The organism is Kitasatospora saccharophila (genome assembly GCF_039529925.1).
Lineage (GTDB): Bacteria > Actinomycetota > Actinomycetes > Streptomycetales > Streptomycetaceae > Kitasatospora > Kitasatospora saccharophila.
Genome location: NZ_BAAANS010000030.1, coordinates 28,675 through 48,417, shown reverse-complemented (window position 1 = coordinate 48,417; position 19,743 = coordinate 28,675). Strand labels below are relative to the sequence as shown.

Annotated in this window: 20 protein-coding genes; 17 read left to right on the top strand and 3 right to left on the bottom strand. The window is 76.1% G+C overall.

What is annotated here, in order from left to right:
• Positions 1-22 precede the first annotated feature (22 nt).
• The 10 genes from ABD345_RS22110 to ABD345_RS22065 all read left to right on the top strand — a co-directional run bounded on the left by ABD345_RS22110 (position 23) and on the right by ABD345_RS22065 (position 11,448).
• On the top strand, positions 23-655 hold the full coding sequence (locus ABD345_RS22110) for an SAF domain-containing protein (RefSeq protein WP_344554243.1): 633 nt from the start codon (positions 23-25) through the stop codon (positions 653-655).
• Positions 655-1,992, top strand: a complete 1,338-nt coding sequence (locus ABD345_RS22105) for a CpaE-like family protein (protein WP_344554242.1) — start codon at positions 655-657, stop codon at positions 1,990-1,992. The genes ABD345_RS22110 and ABD345_RS22105 overlap by 1 nt, the downstream gene beginning before the upstream one ends.
• The gene (locus ABD345_RS22100) at positions 1,982-3,547 is read left to right on the top strand and encodes a TadA family conjugal transfer-associated ATPase (RefSeq protein ID WP_344554240.1); all 1,566 of its coding nucleotides are present in this window, start codon (positions 1,982-1,984) and stop codon (positions 3,545-3,547) included. The genes ABD345_RS22105 and ABD345_RS22100 overlap by 11 nt, the downstream gene beginning before the upstream one ends.
• The gene (locus tag ABD345_RS22095) at positions 3,547-4,548 is read left to right on the top strand and encodes a type II secretion system F family protein (RefSeq protein ID WP_344554239.1); all 1,002 of its coding nucleotides are present in this window, start codon (positions 3,547-3,549) and stop codon (positions 4,546-4,548) included. The genes ABD345_RS22100 and ABD345_RS22095 overlap by 1 nt, the downstream gene beginning before the upstream one ends.
• On the top strand, positions 4,545-5,432 hold the full coding sequence (locus ABD345_RS22090; protein ID WP_344554238.1) for a hypothetical protein: 888 nt from the start codon (positions 4,545-4,547) through the stop codon (positions 5,430-5,432). The genes ABD345_RS22095 and ABD345_RS22090 overlap by 4 nt, the downstream gene beginning before the upstream one ends.
• Positions 5,433-5,596: 164 nt before the next feature.
• The gene (locus ABD345_RS22085; protein ID WP_176191250.1) at positions 5,597-5,860 is read left to right on the top strand and encodes a hypothetical protein; all 264 of its coding nucleotides are present in this window, start codon (positions 5,597-5,599) and stop codon (positions 5,858-5,860) included.
• 80 nt (positions 5,861-5,940) lie between these two features.
• Complete coding sequence (locus ABD345_RS22080; protein WP_344554236.1) at positions 5,941-6,303, top strand: TadE/TadG family type IV pilus assembly protein; 363 nt, start codon at positions 5,941-5,943, stop codon at positions 6,301-6,303.
• A 14-nt stretch (positions 6,304-6,317) separates the two neighbouring features.
• Positions 6,318-6,833, top strand: a complete 516-nt coding sequence (locus tag ABD345_RS22075) for a TadE/TadG family type IV pilus assembly protein (protein ID WP_344554235.1) — start codon at positions 6,318-6,320, stop codon at positions 6,831-6,833.
• 17 nt (positions 6,834-6,850) lie between these two features.
• Positions 6,851-7,309 (top strand): pilus assembly protein TadG-related protein, encoded by a 459-nt coding sequence (locus tag ABD345_RS22070; RefSeq protein WP_344554234.1) that lies wholly within the window; start codon positions 6,851-6,853, stop codon positions 7,307-7,309.
• Positions 7,309-11,448 carry a LysM peptidoglycan-binding domain-containing protein gene (locus ABD345_RS22065; protein WP_344554232.1) on the top strand — a complete coding sequence of 1,380 codons (4,140 nt, stop codon included), beginning with the start codon at positions 7,309-7,311 and terminating at the stop codon, positions 11,446-11,448. Before ABD345_RS22070 ends, ABD345_RS22065 begins: the two co-directional genes overlap by 1 nt.
• A gap of 100 nt (positions 11,449-11,548) precedes the next feature.
• Here ABD345_RS22065 and ABD345_RS22060 read toward each other — a convergent pair whose 3' ends face one another.
• Positions 11,549-12,028: a VOC family protein gene (locus ABD345_RS22060; protein WP_344554230.1), complete on the bottom strand. Its 480-nt coding sequence runs from the start codon at positions 12,026-12,028 to the stop codon at positions 11,549-11,551.
• A gap of 1,082 nt (positions 12,029-13,110) precedes the next feature.
• Between ABD345_RS22060 and ABD345_RS22055 the strand changes: the two genes are divergently transcribed.
• From ABD345_RS22055 to ABD345_RS22040, 4 genes are all read left to right on the top strand, one after another.
• Positions 13,111-13,407 (top strand): DUF6342 family protein, encoded by a 297-nt coding sequence (locus ABD345_RS22055; protein ID WP_344554229.1) that lies wholly within the window; start codon positions 13,111-13,113, stop codon positions 13,405-13,407.
• Positions 13,408-13,558: 151 nt separating this feature from the next.
• Positions 13,559-13,858, top strand: coding sequence for a DUF6342 family protein (locus ABD345_RS22050; RefSeq protein WP_344554228.1), 300 nt, complete (start codon positions 13,559-13,561; stop codon positions 13,856-13,858).
• 124 nt (positions 13,859-13,982) lie between these two features.
• Complete coding sequence (locus ABD345_RS22045; RefSeq protein WP_344554227.1) at positions 13,983-14,285, top strand: DUF6342 family protein; 303 nt, start codon at positions 13,983-13,985, stop codon at positions 14,283-14,285.
• Between the two features lie 36 nt (positions 14,286-14,321).
• The gene (locus tag ABD345_RS22040) at positions 14,322-14,474 is read left to right on the top strand and encodes a hypothetical protein (protein WP_344554226.1); all 153 of its coding nucleotides are present in this window, start codon (positions 14,322-14,324) and stop codon (positions 14,472-14,474) included.
• 7 nt (positions 14,475-14,481) lie between these two features.
• On the opposite strand, the gene ABD345_RS22035 is transcribed toward ABD345_RS22040, so the two are convergent.
• Entirely contained in the window at positions 14,482-15,039 is a 558-nt protein-coding gene (locus ABD345_RS22035; protein WP_344554313.1) for a DUF4240 domain-containing protein, read from the bottom strand.
• 202 nt (positions 15,040-15,241) lie between these two features.
• Here ABD345_RS22035 and ABD345_RS22030 point away from each other — a divergent pair, with 202 nt between their 5' ends.
• The 3 genes from ABD345_RS22030 to ABD345_RS22020 all read left to right on the top strand — a co-directional run bounded on the left by ABD345_RS22030 (position 15,242) and on the right by ABD345_RS22020 (position 18,715).
• The gene (locus tag ABD345_RS22030; protein ID WP_344554224.1) at positions 15,242-16,189 is read left to right on the top strand and encodes a zinc-binding dehydrogenase; all 948 of its coding nucleotides are present in this window, start codon (positions 15,242-15,244) and stop codon (positions 16,187-16,189) included.
• A 54-nt stretch (positions 16,190-16,243) separates the two neighbouring features.
• Entirely contained in the window at positions 16,244-17,287 is a 1,044-nt protein-coding gene (locus tag ABD345_RS22025; protein ID WP_344554223.1) for a S66 family peptidase, read from the top strand.
• 138 nt (positions 17,288-17,425) lie between these two features.
• A complete protein-coding gene (locus tag ABD345_RS22020; RefSeq protein WP_344554222.1) occupies positions 17,426-18,715 on the top strand; it encodes a metal-dependent hydrolase family protein in 1,290 nt (429 codons plus the stop codon).
• A 9-nt stretch (positions 18,716-18,724) separates the two neighbouring features.
• On the opposite strand, the gene ABD345_RS22015 is transcribed toward ABD345_RS22020, so the two are convergent.
• Positions 18,725-19,678: a GlxA family transcriptional regulator gene (locus ABD345_RS22015; protein ID WP_344554221.1), complete on the bottom strand. Its 954-nt coding sequence runs from the start codon at positions 19,676-19,678 to the stop codon at positions 18,725-18,727.
• Positions 19,679-19,743 lie beyond the last annotated feature (65 nt).

The window sequence follows — 19,743 nt, the reverse complement described above, 5'->3', positions numbered from 1 at the left end:
CAGAGCGGTGGAGAACCGAAGCATGCCGACCCCGCCGCGCCGACTCGGCGCACGGCGGCGGCGTCCCGCCGTGCTGGCGATGGCGGCTGCGCTGATCGCGGCCGGCGGGCTGGGCGGGGCGGTGCTGTACAACAGCAGCGGGCAGCGGATCGCGGTGCTGGCGCTGGCCCGGGACGTGCCGATGGGGCAGGTGATCGGCTCGGAGGACCTGGTGGTGGCGCACATCGCGGGGGATCCGGCGCTGCACCCGCTGGACGCCCAGGACCTCCAGCGCACCGTGGGGCTGCGGGCCACCACCGACCTCAAGCGCGGGGCGCTGCTGGTCAAGTCCGACCTGACCAGCGACCCGGCGACCCAGCCGGGGCAGCAGATCGTCGGCGTCTCCGCGAAGCGCTCCCAGCTGCCCGCGACCAGGCTGCAGCCCGGCCTGCAGATCCTGATCGTCAACGCGCCCGGCGGCAGCGGCGACGCCGCCACCACCCGCACCCCCGAGACGATGACCGCGGTGGTCGCCGCGGTGGGCAAGCCCGACACCGACGGCAGCACCGTGATAGACGTCGCCGTCGGCCCGTCGGACGGGCCGCGGCTCGCGCTCTGGGTGGCGGGCGGCAAGTTCCAGGTGATCCTGGCGCCCCGAACCGCCGGAGGGTCCTGATGGCCGTGGTGGCCGTGCTCGGCGGGACGGGCGCGCCGGGGGCCACCAGCAGTGCGCTCGCGCTGCTGTTGTCCTGGCCGCTGGGTCCGGGCCGCCGGGTGCTGCTGGTCGAGTGCGACCCGGACGGCGGCGCGGTGCTGGCCGGGGCGCTGGAGGGCCGGGTCGAGGCCGTGTACGGGCTGCGCAACCTGGCCGTCGCGGACCGGCGCGGGCTGCTCGCCGAGACGCTCTGGGAGCAGCTGCTCGACGTCTCCCCGCAGGGCACCGGCGACCGCCTGCTGCTGCCCGGCCTCACCGACCCCACCCAGGCCCCCGGCCTCGCCTACACCTGGGAACCCCTGGTCGAGGCCCTGCGGGCGCTCGAACCGCAGGGCTACGACGTGCTGCTCGACCTGGGGCGCTCCGGCGCGAACGGGGCGATGGCGGTGCTGCCCCGGCGGGCCGACGTGGTGGCCGTGACCGTCCGCACCACCCTGCGCGGGCTCTCCGCCGCCCGGCCCCGGATCGCCGCGCTGCGCGAGGACCTCGACACCCACGGCACCGGCTCGGACGGGCTCGGCCTGCTGCTGGTCACCGAGGGCCCCTACCCCGAGAGCGAGGTCTCCCGGCAGTTCCAGCTGCCCGTGCTCGGGGCGCTCACCCACGCGCCGCGCACCGCCCGGGTGCTCTCCGACGGGGGCGACACCGCCGACCGGCGGTTCATCCGCTCCGAGTTGATGCGCACCGCGCGCAGCGCCGCCGACCGGATCCAGGACGTCACCGCCGCCCGCCGCCGACGCCTCGGCGGCCCGGAACCCGTGCAGCCGGCGCCGGCCGTGCAGCCCGCGCCGGCCGTCGCGCAGGCCCCGCCCCAGCAGGCGCTGCCCCAACCGCAGCCGGTGCAGCCGCAGTTCCAGGAACAGCCGCAGCCGCAGCCGTCGCGCCAGGTGCCGGTGCCGCCGCAGCAGCAGGTGCAGGCGGCGCCGTTCGTGGCGGGACCGGTGGCCGGGCCCGCGCACCAGCCGCAGTTCCAGGAACAGCCGCAGCCGCAGTCCCACCCGCAGCAACCGCCCTACCAGCAGCAGTACCAACAGCAGTACCAACAGCCGTACCCGTACCAGCAGTCGTACCAGCAGCAGGCGCCGCAGGGGCCGGGTGCGGGCGGGCAGTTCACGGGGGAGTGGCCGGTCCGGATGGAGGCGCCGCAGATCTCGTACGCCGCGCCGCACATAGCGCCGCCCGCGGTGCCGCAGCCGCCGGTGCCCGCGCCGTTCCCGGGACAGCAGGGACAGCAGGGGCAGCAGGGACAGCAGGGGCAGGACGGTTCGGAGGGTGAGGAGGTGTGGCGTGCGCGCTAGCCCGTACCAGGGGCCGCTGCCTCCGCAGCCGCCGGTGAACGGACAGGTGGTGCAGGGGGGTTCGGCCGACGCGGCCGGGCTGCCCTGGGGGAAGCCGACGGCGGCGGAGCCGCAGGCGCGGACCGGGCCGGTGGCGTCGGGGGTGCCCGCGCTGTCGGCGGTCGGCGCGCGTCCGGCGGTGGATCCGCAGGTGGCGCGGGAGTTGAAGCGGCAGGTCGCGGCGGAGCTGCACCAGCAGCTGTCGCGGCTGGCGCAGGCGTCCGGCGGCGAGGCGGACCGGGCGACCCGGCGGCAGCGCGGGCGGGCGCTGATCGAGGAGGCGGTGGCCCGCTGGTCGGACGCGTACGCGCAGACCCACGGGATCCCGCCGACCCGGGAGCAGGACCGGGTGCTCGCCGAGGCTGTGTACGACCTGCTGTTCCGGGCCGGGCGGCTGCAGCCGTACCTGGACGACCCGGAGATCGAGAACATCCTGATCAACGGGTGCGACGACGTGTGGATCTCGCGGGTGCACCAACCGCTGCGGCAGGTGCCGCCGGTGGCCGACACCGACGAGGAACTGGTCGAGCTGCTCCAGGACCTGGCGCGCCAGCACGGCGGCGGCGAGCGCAGCCTGTCCACCGCCAGCCCGATGCTGGCGCTGCGGCTGGAGGGCGGGATGCGCCTGCAGGCGATGACCGAGGTCACGCCCCGCCCGTACGTGGCGATCCGCCGGCACCGGGTGGCCAGCGCCACGCTCAGCGACCTGGTTCAACTCGGTACGGTGGACGGCACGTTGGCGGCGTTCCTGGCGGCCGCGATCCGGGCCCGGAAGAACGTGATGATCACCGGGACGCAGGGCGTCGGCAAGACCAGCCTGCTGCGCGCGATGGCCGCCGAGATCCCGCCGGACGAACGGGTCGGCACCCTGGAGTCGGAGTTCGAGCTGTGGCTGCACACCCTGGGCCACCTGCGGCAGGTCGTCCCGATGGAGGCCCGCGAGGGCAACGGCGAACGCGTGGACGGGCGCCTGGCTGGCGAGTTGACGATCGGCGAGCTGATCCCGGCGGCGCTCCGGATGACGCTGTCCCGGATCATCGTCGGTGAGGTCCGCTCCGCCGAGGTGGTGCCGATGCTGCGGGTGATGACCAACGGCGAGGGCGGCTCGATGTGCACCCTGCACGCCCGCGGCCCGCACATGGTGGTCGACCGGATCGCCGAACTCTGCCTGGAGTACGGCGCCCACATGACCGACACCCTCGCCTACCGGCTCACCGCCAACGCCGTCGACTTCATCGTGCACGTCACCATGGTCGACGAGACCGCGGTCGGCGGCCGCCGGCACCGCTTCGTCTCGCACGTGCTGGAGGTGGCCGGCCTCGGCGAGTCCGGCCGCCCCGCGCTGAACACCGTCTTCGGGCCGCGCCCGGAACTCGGCGAGGTCCGGGCGGTGCCCGTCACCCCGCCGCACTGCCTGGACGACCTGCGCCGGGCCGGATTCGACGCGGGCCTGCTCGGCTCCCCGTACGGGACGTGGGGCGCGCCGCTGGCGCTGCGGATCGGGGGGATGCGCTGATGCTGCTGCTGTACGTGCTGTGCGGGCTGGCGCTGGCCGGCGGGCTGGTCGCGCTGGCCGCCGGACTGCGCGGGCGACCCCTGGACGAGGAGGAGCGGGACAACCCGCTGGAGGGCCGGCTGCACACCCTCTGGTACGGGGCGCCCGGCACCGCCTCGCCCGGGATGGCCCGGCTGCGCCGCACCCAGCTGGCGCTGGCCCTGATCGGCGCGCCCGGCGGCTGGCTGTTCACCGGCATCCCGCTGGTCGCGCTGCTCGTCCCGGCCGCCGTGTTCGGCCTGCCCTGGCTGTTCGACGCGACCCGCTCCGACACCCGGCGGATCGAACGGCTGGAGGCGCTCGCCGAGTGGACCCAGCGCCTCGCCGACGTGCTGCTGCTCGGCGTCGGCCTGAACCAGGCGATCATGACCAGCCGGCGCACCGCCCCGGTCGCCCTGGAGACCGAGATCTCCGACCTGGCGGCCCGGCTGCAGTCCCGCTGGCGCCCCGAGGACGCGCTGCGCGCCTTCGGCGACCAGGTCGCCGACGCCACCGCCGACAAGGTGCTCGCCGCCCTCGTGCTGCGGGCCGGGGACAGCGGACCCGGCCTGGCCCGGGCGCTGGCCGACATGGCGGAGTCGGTGCGCGAGGAGGTCCGGCAGCGGCGCGCCATCGAGGCGGACCGCTCCAAGCACCGCACCACGATCCGCTGGATGGTCGGCATCATCCTGCTGGTCATCGTCATCGGCGGCCTCAACCCCCGCTACACCGAGCCCTATTCGACGGTGCTCGGCCAACTGGTGCTGGCCGTCGTGGCGGTGGCGTTCGTGGCGGTGATCGGCTGGATGCGCTCGCTGGCCCGGCACACCCCGCTGCCCCGCGTCCTGGAGGTCGACCGCCGCTCCAAGGCCGGCCGACTGCCCGGCTCCGGCGCCGACGGAGCCGCCGGTGCCGGTGCCGACGGCGCTGCGGCCGGGGGCGCCGCGGCCGGGGACGACCCACTCGTGAAGGAGGCCAGGTGATCTCCCCCTGGGCGGTCCTCGCCGGCGGCGCCGCGGCCGGCGGCGTGGCCCTGCTGCTGGCCGAACTCCGGCCCGCGCCACCGGACCTGGGCCAGGCCCTGGACCGGCTGCACCGCGTCCCCGAACCCCGTCGGGCCGAGGACGCCGACGTCGCGCTGCCCTGGTACGACCGGGTCGGCGAGGGATCGGCGCGGCTCCCCGGGGTGCGCATCCCGCACCAGGCGCTCGCGCTGATCGGCCGCAGCCCGGCCCGCTTCATGGCGCACAAACTGCTGTTCGCCGTCCTCGGGTTCGCACTGCCCGGCTACCTGACGGTGATGGCCGCCGTGGTCGGCGACGGCCTGTCGCCGGCCGTTCCGCTGCTGCTCGGGCCGTTGCTGGCCGGAGCGCTCTGGTTCGTCCCCGACGGCATCGTGGCCGGCGAGGCCAAGGAGGCCCGCACCGAGTACCTGCACGGCATCGCCGCGTACCTGGAACTCGTCGCGCTGGAGCGGGCCGCCGACTGCGGGCCCGCCGAGGCGCTGCGCCGGGCCGCCTCGGTCGGGCGCGGCACCGTGTTCCGGCGGATCCGCGACGCGCTGGAGCGGGCCGCCACCGACCGGCTCCCGCCCTGGGACGGACTCGACGCGCTCGCCCGGGAGTTGGGCCTCACCCCGCTCCAGGACGTGGCCGACATCATGCGGATCTCCGGCGTGGACGGCGCCGCCGTCTACGACACCCTGCGGGCCCGCGCCAAGAGCCTGCGCGGCGAACTGCTCTCCGAGGAGCTCGCCAAGGCCAACACCGACAGCGAACGGATGGTCGCCCCCGGCTCCGCCCTGACCCTGCTGATGACCGTCCTGATCGCCTTCCCCGCGGTCTACCAGATGCTCAACACCACCTGACCGCCCCGCGATCCGACCGCCCCGGCCCCCGTCCCACCCCCCCTCCGACCTCCCGACCTCCCGACCCCCCCGACCTCCCGACCGAGCAGCGAACGAACAGCGCCACCCGCCCAGCGCGGCACCCCGCACAGAGTCCCTCCCCTCGAAGTCCTGGAGACCACACCATGGCCCGAATCCGCACCGTGGCGGCCGCCCTGCGGCCGCTGCTCCCGCTCCATCTCGTCCGACCCGCCGTCGAGTACCGCCTCGTCAAGCTGCGCGCCGCCCGCGAGTCCGGCGACCGCGGCGCGATCAGCATCGAACTCGCCCTCGCGGTGATCGTGCTGGTCGCCATCGCCGGGACGGTCGTCTACGCGATCACCCAGCTGGGCCAGAAGGTCCAGGGCAACATCCAGAAGGACGTCCCCGCCGGCGGCACCGCGCCGTGATCCGCCGCCCGCACCGGCCCGCCACCCGGCCCGCACCGGCCGGGTGGCTCCCGCGCGCCCGCGGGTCCGACCGGGGGGCGATGTCGATCAGCCTCGCCATCGTCTTCCCGGCCGTGCTGTTCGTGATCCTCCTGGTGGTGCAGGCCGGCCTGTGGTGGTACGCCGAACAGGCCGCGCTGGCCGCCGCCCGGGAGGGCGTGGAAGCCGGACGGATCAACGGCGCGCCGGCCGGTGCGGGCGAGCAGCGGGCCACCGAGTTCGTCGACCGGCTCGGCAACGTGGTCGAACTGGCGCGGCCGCCCGAGCAGACCGGCGGCGACCCCGACATGTACCAGCTGTCCGTCACCGTCAAGACGCTCTCCCTGGTGCCGTTCGCCGACCTGGCGGTCACCAAGACGGCCACCGCGCCCCGGGAGAAGTTCGTCCCGCCGGTGGCGCCGTGAGCGGCGGGGGAGCGGTGGACGGAGTCGTGGACGGGGCGGCGGTGGACGGAGCGGTGGACGGCGGGGGAGCGCTGCGGCGACCGCCCGTGCGTCGGCGGCGGCGCGGGCTCCGGGACCGGGGCTCGTTCGCCGTCGAGGCCGCGCTCCTGGTCCCGGTGATACTGACCTTCGCGCTGATGGCGGTCGCCGCCGGACGCCTGCAGACCACCGGCGCGGTGGTCGACGCCGCGGCCCGCGCCGGGGCCAGGGCCGCCTCGCTGTCCCACAGCCGGGAGGGCGCCCAGCAGGCCGCCCGGGACGCGGTCGCCCAGGCGCTGGCGGTCCGGCAGGTGCGGTGCGAGACCCTCTCGCTCCAGGACCTGGAGTACCGCCCGCTGACGGTCGGCGGCGAGACCCTGACCACCGTCGTCGTCCAGGTGTCCTGCGAGGTGCCGCTGGCCGACCTGACCGGGCTGGACAGGCTGCCGGGCAGCAAGACGCTCACCGGCACGTTCAGCTCCGTGCTGGACCGCTACCGGGAAACCGACTGAGGGACTGTCAACTCACCGTGGGGGGAGGGAACGTGAACGCACGAGGCGTGAACTGCCGCGACCGGGGCAGCATTTCGGTCATGGTCGCCATCACCGTCGCCAGTCTCGTCGCCGTGGTCGGCCTGGTGCTCGACTTCGGCGGCCAACTGCGGGCGATGGAACGGGCCGACGCGGTGGCCCAGGAAGCCGCCCGGGCGGCCGGCCAGCAACTCGACATCGACCGGCTGCGGGCCGGCGGCGGCTACCAGGTCGACGCGGCACGGGCCGAGGCCGCCGCCCAGGCGTACCTGGCCTCCCAGCACGTCACCGGTGACGTGGATTTCCCCAAGTACCCCGACCTGAGCGAGATCAGCGTCACCGCCAGAACCACCTACCGGACCTCGCTGCTCGGCGTGGTCGGCATCACCACACTCTCCGTGCAGGGCCACGGCAAGGCCACCCTGCTGCACGGCATCACGGAAGGGAAGACCGGCTGATGGCCGCGCGCGGAGCCGACGACCAGCACCGCAGGGGACGCCGGGAGCGGCGCCCGGGGAACACCGCCGCGCCCGGCCGGCAGCCCGCACCGGTGGCCGCCGGGCGGCGCGAGCGCCGCGGCCGGAGGGGCGCGGGCGGTTCGCTGCTCGCCGCGCTCGGCTCGCTGCTGGCGCTGCTCCTGCTGCTGGCCGGCCTGCCCGCCCTGCTCGGCTACGGCACGCTGGCCGTCGCCGCGACGGGCGACCCCGTCCACGGCGACCTGCTCGCCGCGCTCACCAGCCCCGACGACGGCAGCCTGTTCCTGTGGCTGCTGGTCGGCATCGGCTGGATCGGCTGGCTGTGCTTCCTGTTCTCCGTCCTGGTCGAGGTCCCGGCCCAGCTGCGCGGCCGGGTCGCCCGCCGGATCCCCGCGTTCGGCTGGAGCCAGCGGATCGCGGCCGGCCTGGTCGGCTCCGTGCTGGCGCTGCTCCCGGTCGCCGGATCGGCCTTCGCCGCCACCCCCGAACTCGCCCAGCGCCCGTCCGTCGTCGCCCAGTTGGACGCCGCGCCGACGTACGCCGCACTGCCCGCCGGGGCGCCCGCGGCCGCGCCCGCCGCCGACCCCCAGCAGCCGGTCTACACCGTCCGCGACGCCCGGCCCGCCGACAGCCTGTGGTCCATCGCCGAACGCCAACTCGGCTCCGGCGAACGCTGGACGGAGATCGCCAAGCTCAACGCGGGCCGCCCGATGGACGATTCGGGCACCCGCTTCGACGCCGACCGGCCGATCCAGCCCGGTTGGCGGCTGCTGATGCCCGCCGACGCCAAGTCCGACGCGGGCACCCCGGTGGTCGCCGACAGCACCGCCGCGCCCGCCCTGCCCGCCGCCCCCGCCGCGCCCGCCGCGCCCGCCCACGGCAGCGTCACCGTGCACTCCGGCGACTCGCTGTCCTCCATCGCCCAGCGGGAGTTGGGCGACGGCGACCGCTGGCCCGAGCTGTTCCAGGCCAACCAGGGCGCCACCGCCCCCGACGGCGAGCGGCTCACCGACCCGGACGTGCTCACCCCCGGCATGGTGCTCACCGTGCCCGGCGCCGCCCAGACCCCGCAGACCCCGCCGGCCCCGCCAGCCCCCGAGGCCCAGCCGCCCGCGCCGAGCACGCCGGACGCGCAGACCCCCGCGCCGAGCACGCCGGAGGCCACCCCCGCCCCGCAGGCCACCCCGCCCGCGGCCGAGCAGAGCCCCGCCGCCTCGGCGCCCGCCGCGCAGCCGTCCGCCGGGCAGCCGTCCGCCGGGCAGGAGACCGGGCAGCCGTCCGCCGACCAACTGCCCGCCGTCCGCGACCAGCACCCCGTGGCGCGGACCGGCGGCGACTACACGGTGGCGCTGGCCGCCTCCGGCCTCGGCGTGCTGATGGCCGCCGCGCTGATCACCCTGGTGGCCCGCCGCCGCACCGACCAGCAGCGGGCCCGCCGCCCCCGGCACCGGATCGCGCTGCCCTCGGCCGAAACCGGCCGCTTCGAGGCAGAGCTGAAGGCCCGGCAGGACGAGCACGGCCTGGAGCTGCTCAACCGGGCCCTGCGCACCCTGGGCCGCAACACCGTGCGCGGCGAGAAGCGGCTGCCCGCGCTGGTCGCCGCCCGGGTCACCACCGCGGGCACCGTCGAACTGCACCTGGCTGCGCCGGCCGTGCCGATCGCCCCGTTCCGGGCCGCGCACGCCCCGAACGTGTGGTGGTGCCCGGCCGACTCCACCGACCTGCTGTCCAGCGGGCAGGCCGCCAAGTACGCGGCCCCGTACCCGGCGCTGGTCACCCTCGGCGCCACCCCCGACGGCTCCACCGTGCTGGCCGACCTGGAGACCGTCCGGCTGGTGCACCTGTCCGGGCACCCCGAGGACGCCGAGGACGTGCTGCGCGCGCTGGCCGTCGAACTCGCCCACAGCCCGCTCGCCGACCGCCTGCACCTGCACCTGGTCGGCATCGCCGCCGACCTGCCCCCGGCCGGCCCCGCCGCCGACCGGGTGCACCACCACCCCACCCTGGAGGCCGCGCTCGCCGCCCTCGGCCCGCGCACCGCCAAGGCCCGCGCCACCCTGATCGGCGCGAACGTCGGCAGCCCCCGCGAGGCCCGCAGCCGGGGCAGCGCGGACGAGGCGTGGCTGCCGGAGATCGTGCTGTCCGCGCAGCCGCCCGCCGGCGGCGTCCCCGCCGAACTCGGCCGCCTGCTCGACGGCCGCCCGCGCACCTGCCTGGCCGTCCTCACCCGCGCCCCCGAGCGCGGCGCCGGACCGGTCGCCCGCTGGACGCTCCCCGCCACCGGCCACGCCCCGCTGCCCGGCCTGCACCTGAGCGTCGAGCTCCAGCGCCTCAGCCGCGAGCAGTACGACCGGCTCGGCGAGCTCGTCCGGGTCTCCGGCGACCTCACCCAGCACCCGGCCCCCGAGTGGACCCTCGACGGACCGCACCACGGCCCCGAGGACGAGGAGGCCGAACTCCCGCTGCCCGTCCCCGCGCTGGCCGCCGTCGGCGCCGCGATAGGAGCCGTCCCCGCCCCGTTCGGCGCGGGCTTCGGCCCGGACGAGGACGAGGACCGGACGGGCACCCGCCCGGACGGCTCGCTCGACGCCCGGCTGATCGCCCTGCTCGGCGGCCCGACCGGCACCGACCAGGCCACGGCCGACGCCCCGCCGCGGACCAGCCTGGACAAGCCCGCCGCCACCGGCACGGCGGTGGAACGCGCGGACGACGGCGCCGCGGCCGGACCCCGGCTGCTGGCCCGGGTGGTCCCCACCGGCAGCAGCCCGTTCGCCGGGCTGGTCCCGACCGCGCCCACCAACCCGTACGCGGTCGTCCCGGTGGTGCCCGTCCAGCCCGCCGCCCTGCCGCCGGTCGCACCCGCGGTGCCCGCCCCGCCGGCCCCGCCCGCGCCGCCCGCCCCGCCCGTCCAGCCGCGGCACGCCGCCAACGGCCAGGCCCGCAAGGTCACCACGCCGCCGCACGGGACGCCGGTCGACCCCCGGGTCGCCGCCGCGCTGCCCGCCGCGCCCGCCCTGCCCGCACAGCCGCCGTCCACGCCGGTGCGGGACGAACCGCCGACCGCCGCGCCCGAGTCCGCGCCCGATTTCACGCCCGGGGCGGAGCCGGTGGCGGACGGCGGCACCCGTTCCTTCGAGCTCGCCGCCCCCGCGCCGGTCGAGCAGTCGGCCGAGCGGCCCGCGGTGGCCGAACCGCTGCCCGCGGCGCCGGTCTCCGAGCCGCTGCCGGTCCACGACCAGGCGGCCGCCCCCGACCCGCGCTCCCCGGCCCGGCCCTCCGTCCGGCCCGGGAGCGGCCCGGCCCGCACCGACAGCGACGACCTGCTGGCGATCCTGCGTTCGCCGGAGGCCCACCACCTGCGCTCCGCGCCGCGGATCCGGGTGCTCGGGCCGGTCGACGTGCTCGGCGCGGCGGGCAGCGTCGACCCGGCGGGCCGCCCCCGGCTCACCGAACTCGCCGCGTACCTGGCGCTGCGCCCCGGCGCCGAGCACGGCACGCTCGACCGGGACATCCACCCGGGCGCCGCGCACCTCGACCCGAAGGCCACCGCCGAGCGCCTGGCCGACCCGCTGCCGGTCAAACTCGCCGCGCTGGCAGGCTGGTTGGGCACCTCGCCGGAGGGCCGCGACTACCTGGGCGCGGTGCCCGCCGACAGCTACACCCTGGCGCCGACGGTCAGTTGCGACTGGGACGAGTTCCGCAGCCTGTACCGGCGCGGCATGCGCTCCACCTCCAGCACCGCCGACGCCGCGCTGGCCCACGCGCTCGCCCTGGTCCGCGGCGCCCCGTTCGCCGAGGCCCCGACCGGGACCTTCGCCTGGGCGGAGGCCGAACGCCAGGACATGCTGGCCGCGATCGTCGACACCGCGCACGAACTCGCCGCCCGCCGCCTCCAGTACGGCGACCACCGCACCGCCGAGGCCGCGATCTTCCGCGCCCTCGCCGTCGCCCCCGAGGTCGAACTCCTGCACCGCGACCTGTTCTACGCCTACGCCTCGGCCGGCGCCCGCGACCAGCTCGTCCGCTCGGTCAACCGCCTGGACGCCCTCAGCCGCCGCACCGGCCGCGACCTGGACCCGGACACCGTGGCCCTGCTCCGCGACCTGCTCACCGGCAGCTGAGCCCGCCCGCCCAGCCCGCCCGCCCAGCCCGCCGACCGGGCCGCACCCCCGACCGCCGTCGTCCCGCCCGGGGCGGCGGCGGTCGGGGGTCGGCGCGGTGTCACCCGCCGTCGGCGGCGGCCTCCAGGGCGGCGACGTCCAGTTTGCCCATCTGCAGCATCGCGGCGGTGGCCCGGCGGGCGCGCTCCGGGTCCGGGTCGGCGAGCAGTTCGGTCATCCGGCGGGGCACGATCTGCCAGGACAGGCCGTAGCGGTCCTTCAGCCAGCCGCAGGGGCCCGGCGCGCCGCCGTCCGCGGTCAGCAGGTCCCAGTAGCGGTCCACCTCGGCCTGGTCGGCGCAGTCCACCTGCAGCGAGACGGCCTCGGTGAAGGGGAACTGCGGGCCGCCGTTCAGGGCCAGGAACTCCTGCCCGAACAGTTCGAAGGACACCAGCATCACGCTTCCCGGCTCGCCCGGCCCGGCCTCCGAGTAGCGCTGCACGTCGGTCACCCGGCCGTACTCGAACACCGAGGCGTAGAACTCGGCGGCCTGTTCGGCCTGGTCGTCGAACCACAGGAAAGTGGTGATCTTCTGTGCCATCGGAAGGGTCCTCCGTTCCCGGACGGTCGCCCGGCCGGACGACCGGACCGCTCCGACGGTAGGCCGTCGGCGGCGCCCGGCGGCGCAGGCGCGTCCGCCCGGCCGGGTCAGGACGGGCACCATGACCCGTCCGGACCCGTCCGGACCCGTCCGGACCTGTCCGGGCCCGGCCGCGGTCGGGTCGGCTGCCGCCGGTGCCGCCCAACGCGCCCTGGCCGCACCGTCGCTGGCGGAGTTCGCCGCCCGGCCGGCCGCCGTCACCCCGGTGCGCGCGCGGTGGACGCGCGGCTCGCCGGCGCTCGGCGACCACCGGCACGGGCGCAGCGACCTCGACCTGGTCGCGCTCCTCCCCGCCGCCCCGGACGATCGGCCGCTGGGCCGACTCGCCGCACTGCGCCGGGAGTTGATCGAGCAGGAGCCCGACGCGGCGGGACCGCACTGCGGCCGTCTGCCGGCCGGGGAGTCCGCCGACCCGGCCGCCGCCCACTTCGTCTTCGCCCGGGGCGAGCCGATCCGGCGCCCGGTCGCCGCCGTCATCCGGAGCGAACTCCTGGACGAGGGAGAGCTGTTGGCGGGCGAGCGGCCCGGCGCTGCGGCCGCCGGTGAGCGACGCCGCACTGGACGCCTTCGTCCGGGCCGGCCTGCGCGACGTCCGGGTCGACCACGGCCCGGCCACCGCCGCCCGCGCCACCGCCGCGCTGCGCGGGGGCCGGCTGATCACCGAGCGCGAGGCGATCGCCCGCCTCCCGGCCCCGGGTCTTTCTTCTGGGCCGGCGGGCGGATCAGGTGAAGATGCCTGCGCTGTGGAGTCCGGCCGGGCAGGGGGCGACGGTCTTCTCGTAGCGGATGGCTGCGCCGCGCCATCCGAGGAGCCGCCGGCATGGATCAAGCCGCCCCGGATCAAAAGCAGCCACCCTCCGGGGAAGTGCCGTTCTCGCGCACCTCTGCCGCATAGGCTCCTCAAGCGGTCGGGGGTACTCCACTTTCCGAGCCAAGTGCGTTGCCCGGAACCGAAGTTGCTTCAACTGGAGCGAGGGTGCGCTCACGGCCACCCGCGCAGGACTGAAAAGGGGAGGGTCTCCATGCCCGACATCGACCTCGGCGTAGCGACCGACTGGGACAGCGGTGACTCCCACGGCCGCGTCAAGCTGACGCAGGGCCGGGGCCAGTCGAACCCGGCGAAGAAGGACGTGGTCGTCAGCGGCCCCGAGAGCATCGAGCTGTCGATGAACACGAACCTGTCCGCCGACCACGAAGTCGACAAGATCTACTTCACCACCCACCACGGCACCACGAAGAAGGTCGTCGCCGTGCTGGACTCCTTCGGCAACCTGTCCATCGCGGGCAAGGTGTTCACCAACCAGGGGCCCCTGACCTGACCGGGGCGCGGCCTCGGCCGCTCCCGCGCGCACCGGCGGAGTGCGCGCACCCCACCGGGTGGAGGAGACCGCCCACCCGGCCCTGACCCTGTTTCCACTGGAGTGCGGGGGCGCCCACGGCAGCTCCCGCGAATCGTAGGGGAGGACCTCCATGGCCGACATCGACCTCGGCGTGGCGTCGGATGTGAAGACCGGCGACTACAACGGCCGGATCAAGCTGGTGCAGAACCGGCTCGACCCGAACCCGGCGAAGAAGGACGTGGTCATCAGCGGCCCCGAGAGCATTGAGCTCTCGGTCAACACGAACCTGGACAGCAGCCAGGAAGCCGACAAGGTCTACTTCACCACGTTCCACGGCTACAGCAAGAAGCTCCTCGCCGTGCTGGACTCCGAAGGCAACCTGAGCCTCGCCGGCCAGTTGACCACCGGTCAGACGAACCTGACCTACTAGGCCCGCGGCCCGGCCTGCCTCCGGGTACGCCGGGCGGGAAACCGCCCACCCGGCCCTGATCTTGTTTCCACTGGAGTGCGGGAGCGCCCACGGCGGCTCCCGCAGAACGTGGGGGAGGACCTCCATGCCCGACATCGACCTCGGTGTGGCCAGCGACTGGGACGAGGGTGACTACCACGGCCGCGTCAAGCTGACCGGGAACCGGGTCTACGAGGGGACGCCGAAGAAGGACGTGCTCGTCAGCGGCCCCCAGAGCATCGAGCTGTCCATCAACACCAACCTGGAGGTGGACCGCACGAAGAACAAGTTCTACTTCACCACCTACCACGGCAGCACCAAGACGGTCATCGCGATCCTGGACTCGGACGGGAACCTGTACCTCGCCGGCGGCGTGACCCAGAACCAGGCCGGCGACCTGAGGTACTGAAGGCTCCGGACGCCAGGGGGCGGGACGGGCACCACCATGCTCCGACCCGCTGTCCCGCCCGGCCTGGCCGAGGGCATCGCCGCCCGCCGCTTCCTCGCCCCCGAGGACCGGTCCCAACGCGCCGAGCAGGAACGGCTGTTCACCCGTGCACCGATCGGGCGGACCCTGGGCGGAGCGGAACAGAGCTGACGGTGCGTCAGATTGCTTCGGCGAACAGCGCGGTGAGCCGGGGCAGTCGGGCGGCCCGCTGCTCCGGCGTCCACGCCGGGGCGTCGAACTCGGCGTTGCACGGGCTGTCGTGGCCGATCTCCTCCAGTGCCTCCTCCAGGCCGTCCTCCTGGCCGGTGAGCTGCTCGTACGCGTAGTGGGCGCAGTAGTCCAGCGCTTCCCACTCCGGGAAGTCGTGGTCGTCCCACTGCTCGTACGGCCGCGCGGCCAGCTGCCGGAAGACGGGGTGGCCGGCCAGCGCGTCCGGGTCGTGCACGGCGAGGTGGTGGGCCGCGCGGCCCAGGCCGACCAGCCAGACGTGGAAGTACCACAGGCTGTCGTCGCTGACCCAGCCGCGCAGCACCACCTCCGCCACCGCCAGCGTGCCCGGGGTGTCCAGCGGGGCGCGGGCCTCGTCCAGGCGGAGCTGGAACTCCAGCACCTCGGGCAGCGGCAGCCCGGCCAGCCGCGCGGTCAGCCGCTCGGCCCGCTCGCAGGCCGGGCCGCCCGCCGCGCTCGACTCCACCAGGGCCCAGAATCCGTCCATGTCCACGGCCCGGATCCTGGCACCCGCCGGTGACACTCCGCCCGCCGCCGGATCCGCCCGCCGCCGGATCCGCCCGCCGCCGGATCCGCCCACTGCCGGTGGCACCCGGCTCGCCGCACGGTCCGCTTGACCTCAAGTCCGCTTGACGTCCCAGGATGGGTGCCGGGCCGGAACGACCGGCCCGCGAACGGGTGGAGGCGCGATGCGAGCGGTGTGGCTGCGGGAGTTCGGCGGGCCCGAGGTGCTGGTGGCGGGGACCGCCCCCGACCCGGTGCCGGGGGAGGGGCAGGTGCTGATCGAGGTCGCGCACGCCAACCTGACCTTCGTCGAGACCCAGTTCCGCGCCACCGGTCTCGGCCCGTTCACCGCCGCCCTCCCGATGGTCCCCGGCAACGGCGTCGGCGGCACCGTCGCCGCCCTCGGCCCCGGCGCCGACCCGGCCTGGCTCGGACGGCGGGTGGTCTCCTCCACCGGCGGCAGCGGCGGCTACGCCGAACTCGCCGTCGTCCCCGCCGACGGCCTGCATGCCGTCCCCGACGGCCTCCCGCTGGACTCCGCCACCGCGCTGCTCGCCGACGGCCGGACCGCCCGCCTGCTGCTGGAGACCGCCGCCCCCGCCCCGGGCGAGCGCGTCCTGGTCACCGCCGCGGCCGGCGGCGTCGGCACCCTGCTGGTCCAACTCGCCACCGCCGCCGGGGCCCGCGTCCTCGCCGCGGCCGGCGGCCCCCGCAAGCTCGCCCTCGCCGCCGAACTCGGCGCCGCCGAGACCGCCGATTACCTGCGGCCCGACTGGACCGACGGCCCGGCCCCCGTCGACCTCGTCCTCGACGGCGTCGGCGGCACCCTCGGCCGGTCCGCCGCCGGACTGCTCCGCGACGGCGGTCGGATCCTCAGCTTCGGCCTGGCCAGCGGCAGTTGGACGGACCTCCCGGCCGAGGAGGCCGTCGCCCGCGACCTCGCCGTCCTCAAGCTGCGCCCCGCCCCCGAACGCATCCGCGCCGCCACCGCCCACGTCCTCGCCGAAGCCGCCGCCGGCCGGCTGCGCCCCGTCATCGGCCGGCGCTTCCCGCTGGAGCACGCCGCCGACGCCCACCGCGCCATCGAAGCCCGCGCCACCCTCGGCAAGACCCTGCTGGATGTCCGCCCCTGAACCGCTCCGCACATCCGGTCGTGTGCGGCCCGCCCGGGCCGTTAGCATCCCGGCATGACGGACCAGCCCGCGTACCCGCCCAAGCCCCGGCCCGGCGACCGGATCGCGATCGTCTCCCCCGGCTTCGCCGGACCGGGCGCCTTCCCGCTCCCGCACGAACTCGGACTGCGCCGGCTGCGCGAGGAGTACGGCCTCGAACCGGTCGAGTACCCCACCACCCGCAAGCTCGACGCCACCCCCGCCGAGCGCGCCGCCGACCTGCACGCCGCGTTCGCCGACCCGACCGTCACCGCCGTGATGGCCACCCTCGGCGGCGACGACCAGATCACCGTCGTCCCGCACCTGGACGCCGCGCTGATCCGGGCCAACCCCAAGCCCTTCTTCGGCTACAGCGACAACACCAACCTGCTCGACTTCCTGCACCGCCAGGGCATCGTCGGCTACCACGGCGCCGCCCTGATGACCCAGCTCGGCCGCCCGCACGCCGTCCACCCGCTCACCGACGCCTCGCTGCGCGCCGCGCTCTTCACCGGCGGCACGTACGAGCTCACCGAGGCCGCCGACACCAGCACCGTCCTGGGCCGCTGGGAGGACCCGGCCACCTTCGCGCGCGAACCCGCCGCCGAGCCCGCCACCGGCTGGCACTGGCACCGCCCCGACCGCGTCGTCGAGGGCACCAGCTGGGGCGGCAACCTGGAGATCCTGCACTGGATGGCCGCCGCCGACCGGCTGCGCCCCGCCGAGGAGCACGCCGGCAGCGTGCTGTTCCTGGAGACCTCCGAGGAACTGCCCAGCGCCACCGAGGTGTTCCGGATGCTCCGCAACCTCGGCGAACGCGGCCTGCTCCGGCAGTTCCCCGCCGTCCTGGTCGGCCGCGCCATGGCCTGGACCTTCGAGCACCCGCACGACGCCGAGGGCCGCGCCCGCTACCGCGCCGAGCAGCGCGCCGCCGTCCTGCGCGCCCTGGAGACCTACGCCCCCGACGCCACGGCCGTCCTCGACGTCGACCTCGGCCACACCGAACCGCAACTGGTCGTCCCCTACGGCGGCCGCGTCCGCGTCGACGGCCCGGCCCGCCGGATCACCGTCACCTACTGAACCGCCCCGGAGGGCACCGACGCACGAAGGGCGGTGCGCCAACGCCGGCCGCATCCCGGCCGGTGAACCCCCGTGCGGCGCGCCCACGTCCGGCCGAACCGGCGGGTGCGGCCCGGGCGGGCGGACGAGCATGGGGGCATGGCTTCTGACACGTCCACCGCCGCTCCCGGCGGGCTGCTGATCACCAACGTGCGGGTCTTCGACGGGATCGGGGACGAGGCGGTGCCCGGCCACCTCCGCACCGAGGGCGACCGGATCGCGGAGGTCGTGCTCGGCCACCCCGCGCCCGCGGGCCCGGCCGCCGGGACGGTGATCGACGGCGGCGGCCGCACCCTGATGCCCGGGCTGACCGACGCCCACGTCCACCTGATGCTGATCGGCGGGACGATGGCCGGGCTGCAGCTCGCCCCCACCGGCGCGGTCTACTACCAGGCACTGGCCGCCGCCCGGGCCATGCTGATGCGCGGCTTCACCACCGTCCGCGACCTGGCGGGCGACACCGACCCGCTGCGCCGCGTCCTGGACGCCGGACTGTTCCCCGGGCCGCGGATCTACCCCAGCCAGGCCGCGCTCTCGCAGACCTCCGGGCACGGCGACTTCGGCATGGTCTACGACCCGCCCACCGCACTCGGCGGACCGCCGTCCCGGGCCGAGCAGGTCGGCCTGATGCGGGTCGCCGACGGGCCCGAACGCGTCCTCGCCGCGGTGCGCGAGCAGCTCAAGCGCGGCGCCGCGCAGATCAAGCTGATGGCCGGGGGCGGCGCCGCCTCCGCCTACGACCCGCTGGACGTCCTGCAGTTCACCTCCGCCGAACTGGAGGCCGCCGTCCGGGCCGCCGCCGACTGGGGCACCTACGTCACCGTGCACGTCTACACCTCCGAGGGCGTCCGGCGCGCCGTCGACGCGGGCGTGCGCTGCATCGAGCACGGCCACCTCGCCGACGAGGCCACCGTCCGGCTGCTCGGCGAACGCGGCGTCTGGCTCAGCACCCAGCCCTTCGCCGAGGACGACCACCACTTCGACAACCCCGACAGCCGGGCCAAGAACCGCCAGGTCTGCGACGGCGTCGGCACCACCTTCCGCTGGGCGCTCAAGCACGGCGTCCGGCTCGCCTTCGGCACCGACCTGCTGCTCGAACCCTCCCTCGCCCACCGGCAGAACGAGATGCTGGTCCGCCTCGGCGAGTACCTCGACCCCGTCGCGGTGCTCAAGCTCGCCACCTCCGGCAACGCCGAACTGTTCCGCCTCGCCGGCCGCCGCGACCCCTACCGCGACGCCCCGCTCGGCGTCCTCGTCCCCGGCGCCTGGGCCGACCTGCTGGTCGTCGACGGCGACCCCACCACCGACCTCGCCGTGCTCGCCGACCCCGGCCGCAACCTCCGGCTGATCGTCAAGGGCGGCACGGTGCACAAGAACACGCTGGGCTGAGGACCCGGCTCAGGACGGTGGGCGGAAGGTCGCCCGGTAGGCGCTCGGCGGGACGCCCACGTGCTCGCGGAACAGCGCCCGGACGTTCCCCGGCGTGCCCAGCCCGCAGCGGTGCGCCACCGCCTCCACCGTCAGGTCCGTCGACTCCAGCAGCTCCCGGGCCCGGGCCAGCCGCGCCTCCAGCAGCCAGCGCATCGGCGGCAGCCCCGTCCCCGCGTGGAAACGGCGGATCAGGGTGCGCCGCGACACCCCGGCTCGGCGGGCCAACTCGTCGACGGAGAGCGGCAGATGGAGATGGGCCAGGATCCACTCGTGCAGCCGGGCCAGACCCGCGCCGGGCGCCGCCGACGGCGGCAGGTCGATGTACTGGGCCTGCCCGCCCTCCCGCTGCGGCGCCGTCACCAGCGTCCGGGCCCGCTGGTTGGCCACCCGCGTCCCGTGGTCGCGGCGCACCAGGTGCAGGCACAGGTCCAGCCCCGCCGCGACGCCCGCCGAGGTCAGCACCGCGCCCTCGTCCACGTACAGCACCTTCGGATCCACCGTCACCCGCGGGTGCGCCGCCGCCAGCCGCGCCGCGTGCTGCCAGTGCGTGGTCGCCCGCAGCCCGTCCAGCAGCCCGGCCGCCGCCAGCACGAACGCGCCCGTGCAGATCGACACCACCCGGGCGCCCCGACCGGCCGCCGCCCGCAGCGCCGCCAGCACCTCCGGCCCGGGCGGCGACGGCTCCGCACACCCCGGGACCACCACGGTGTCCGCGCCGCCCAGCAACTCCAGGCCGTCCGGCACGTACAGCTCGGGCCCGCCGTGCACCGGCACCCGGCCCGGCCGCTCCGCGCACACCGCGAGCGCGTACGGCGCGTCCGGCCAACTCCCGAACACCTGAAGGGGAATGCCCAGGTCCAGCGGCAGCACGCCCGGCAGGGCCAGCACCACCACCCGGTGCGTTCGCGACACGGACTCCACGGCACGATCCTATCGGTCGACGGCACCCGTGCCACTGCCGGGCGCCCGGCCGGCCGCCGTACGGT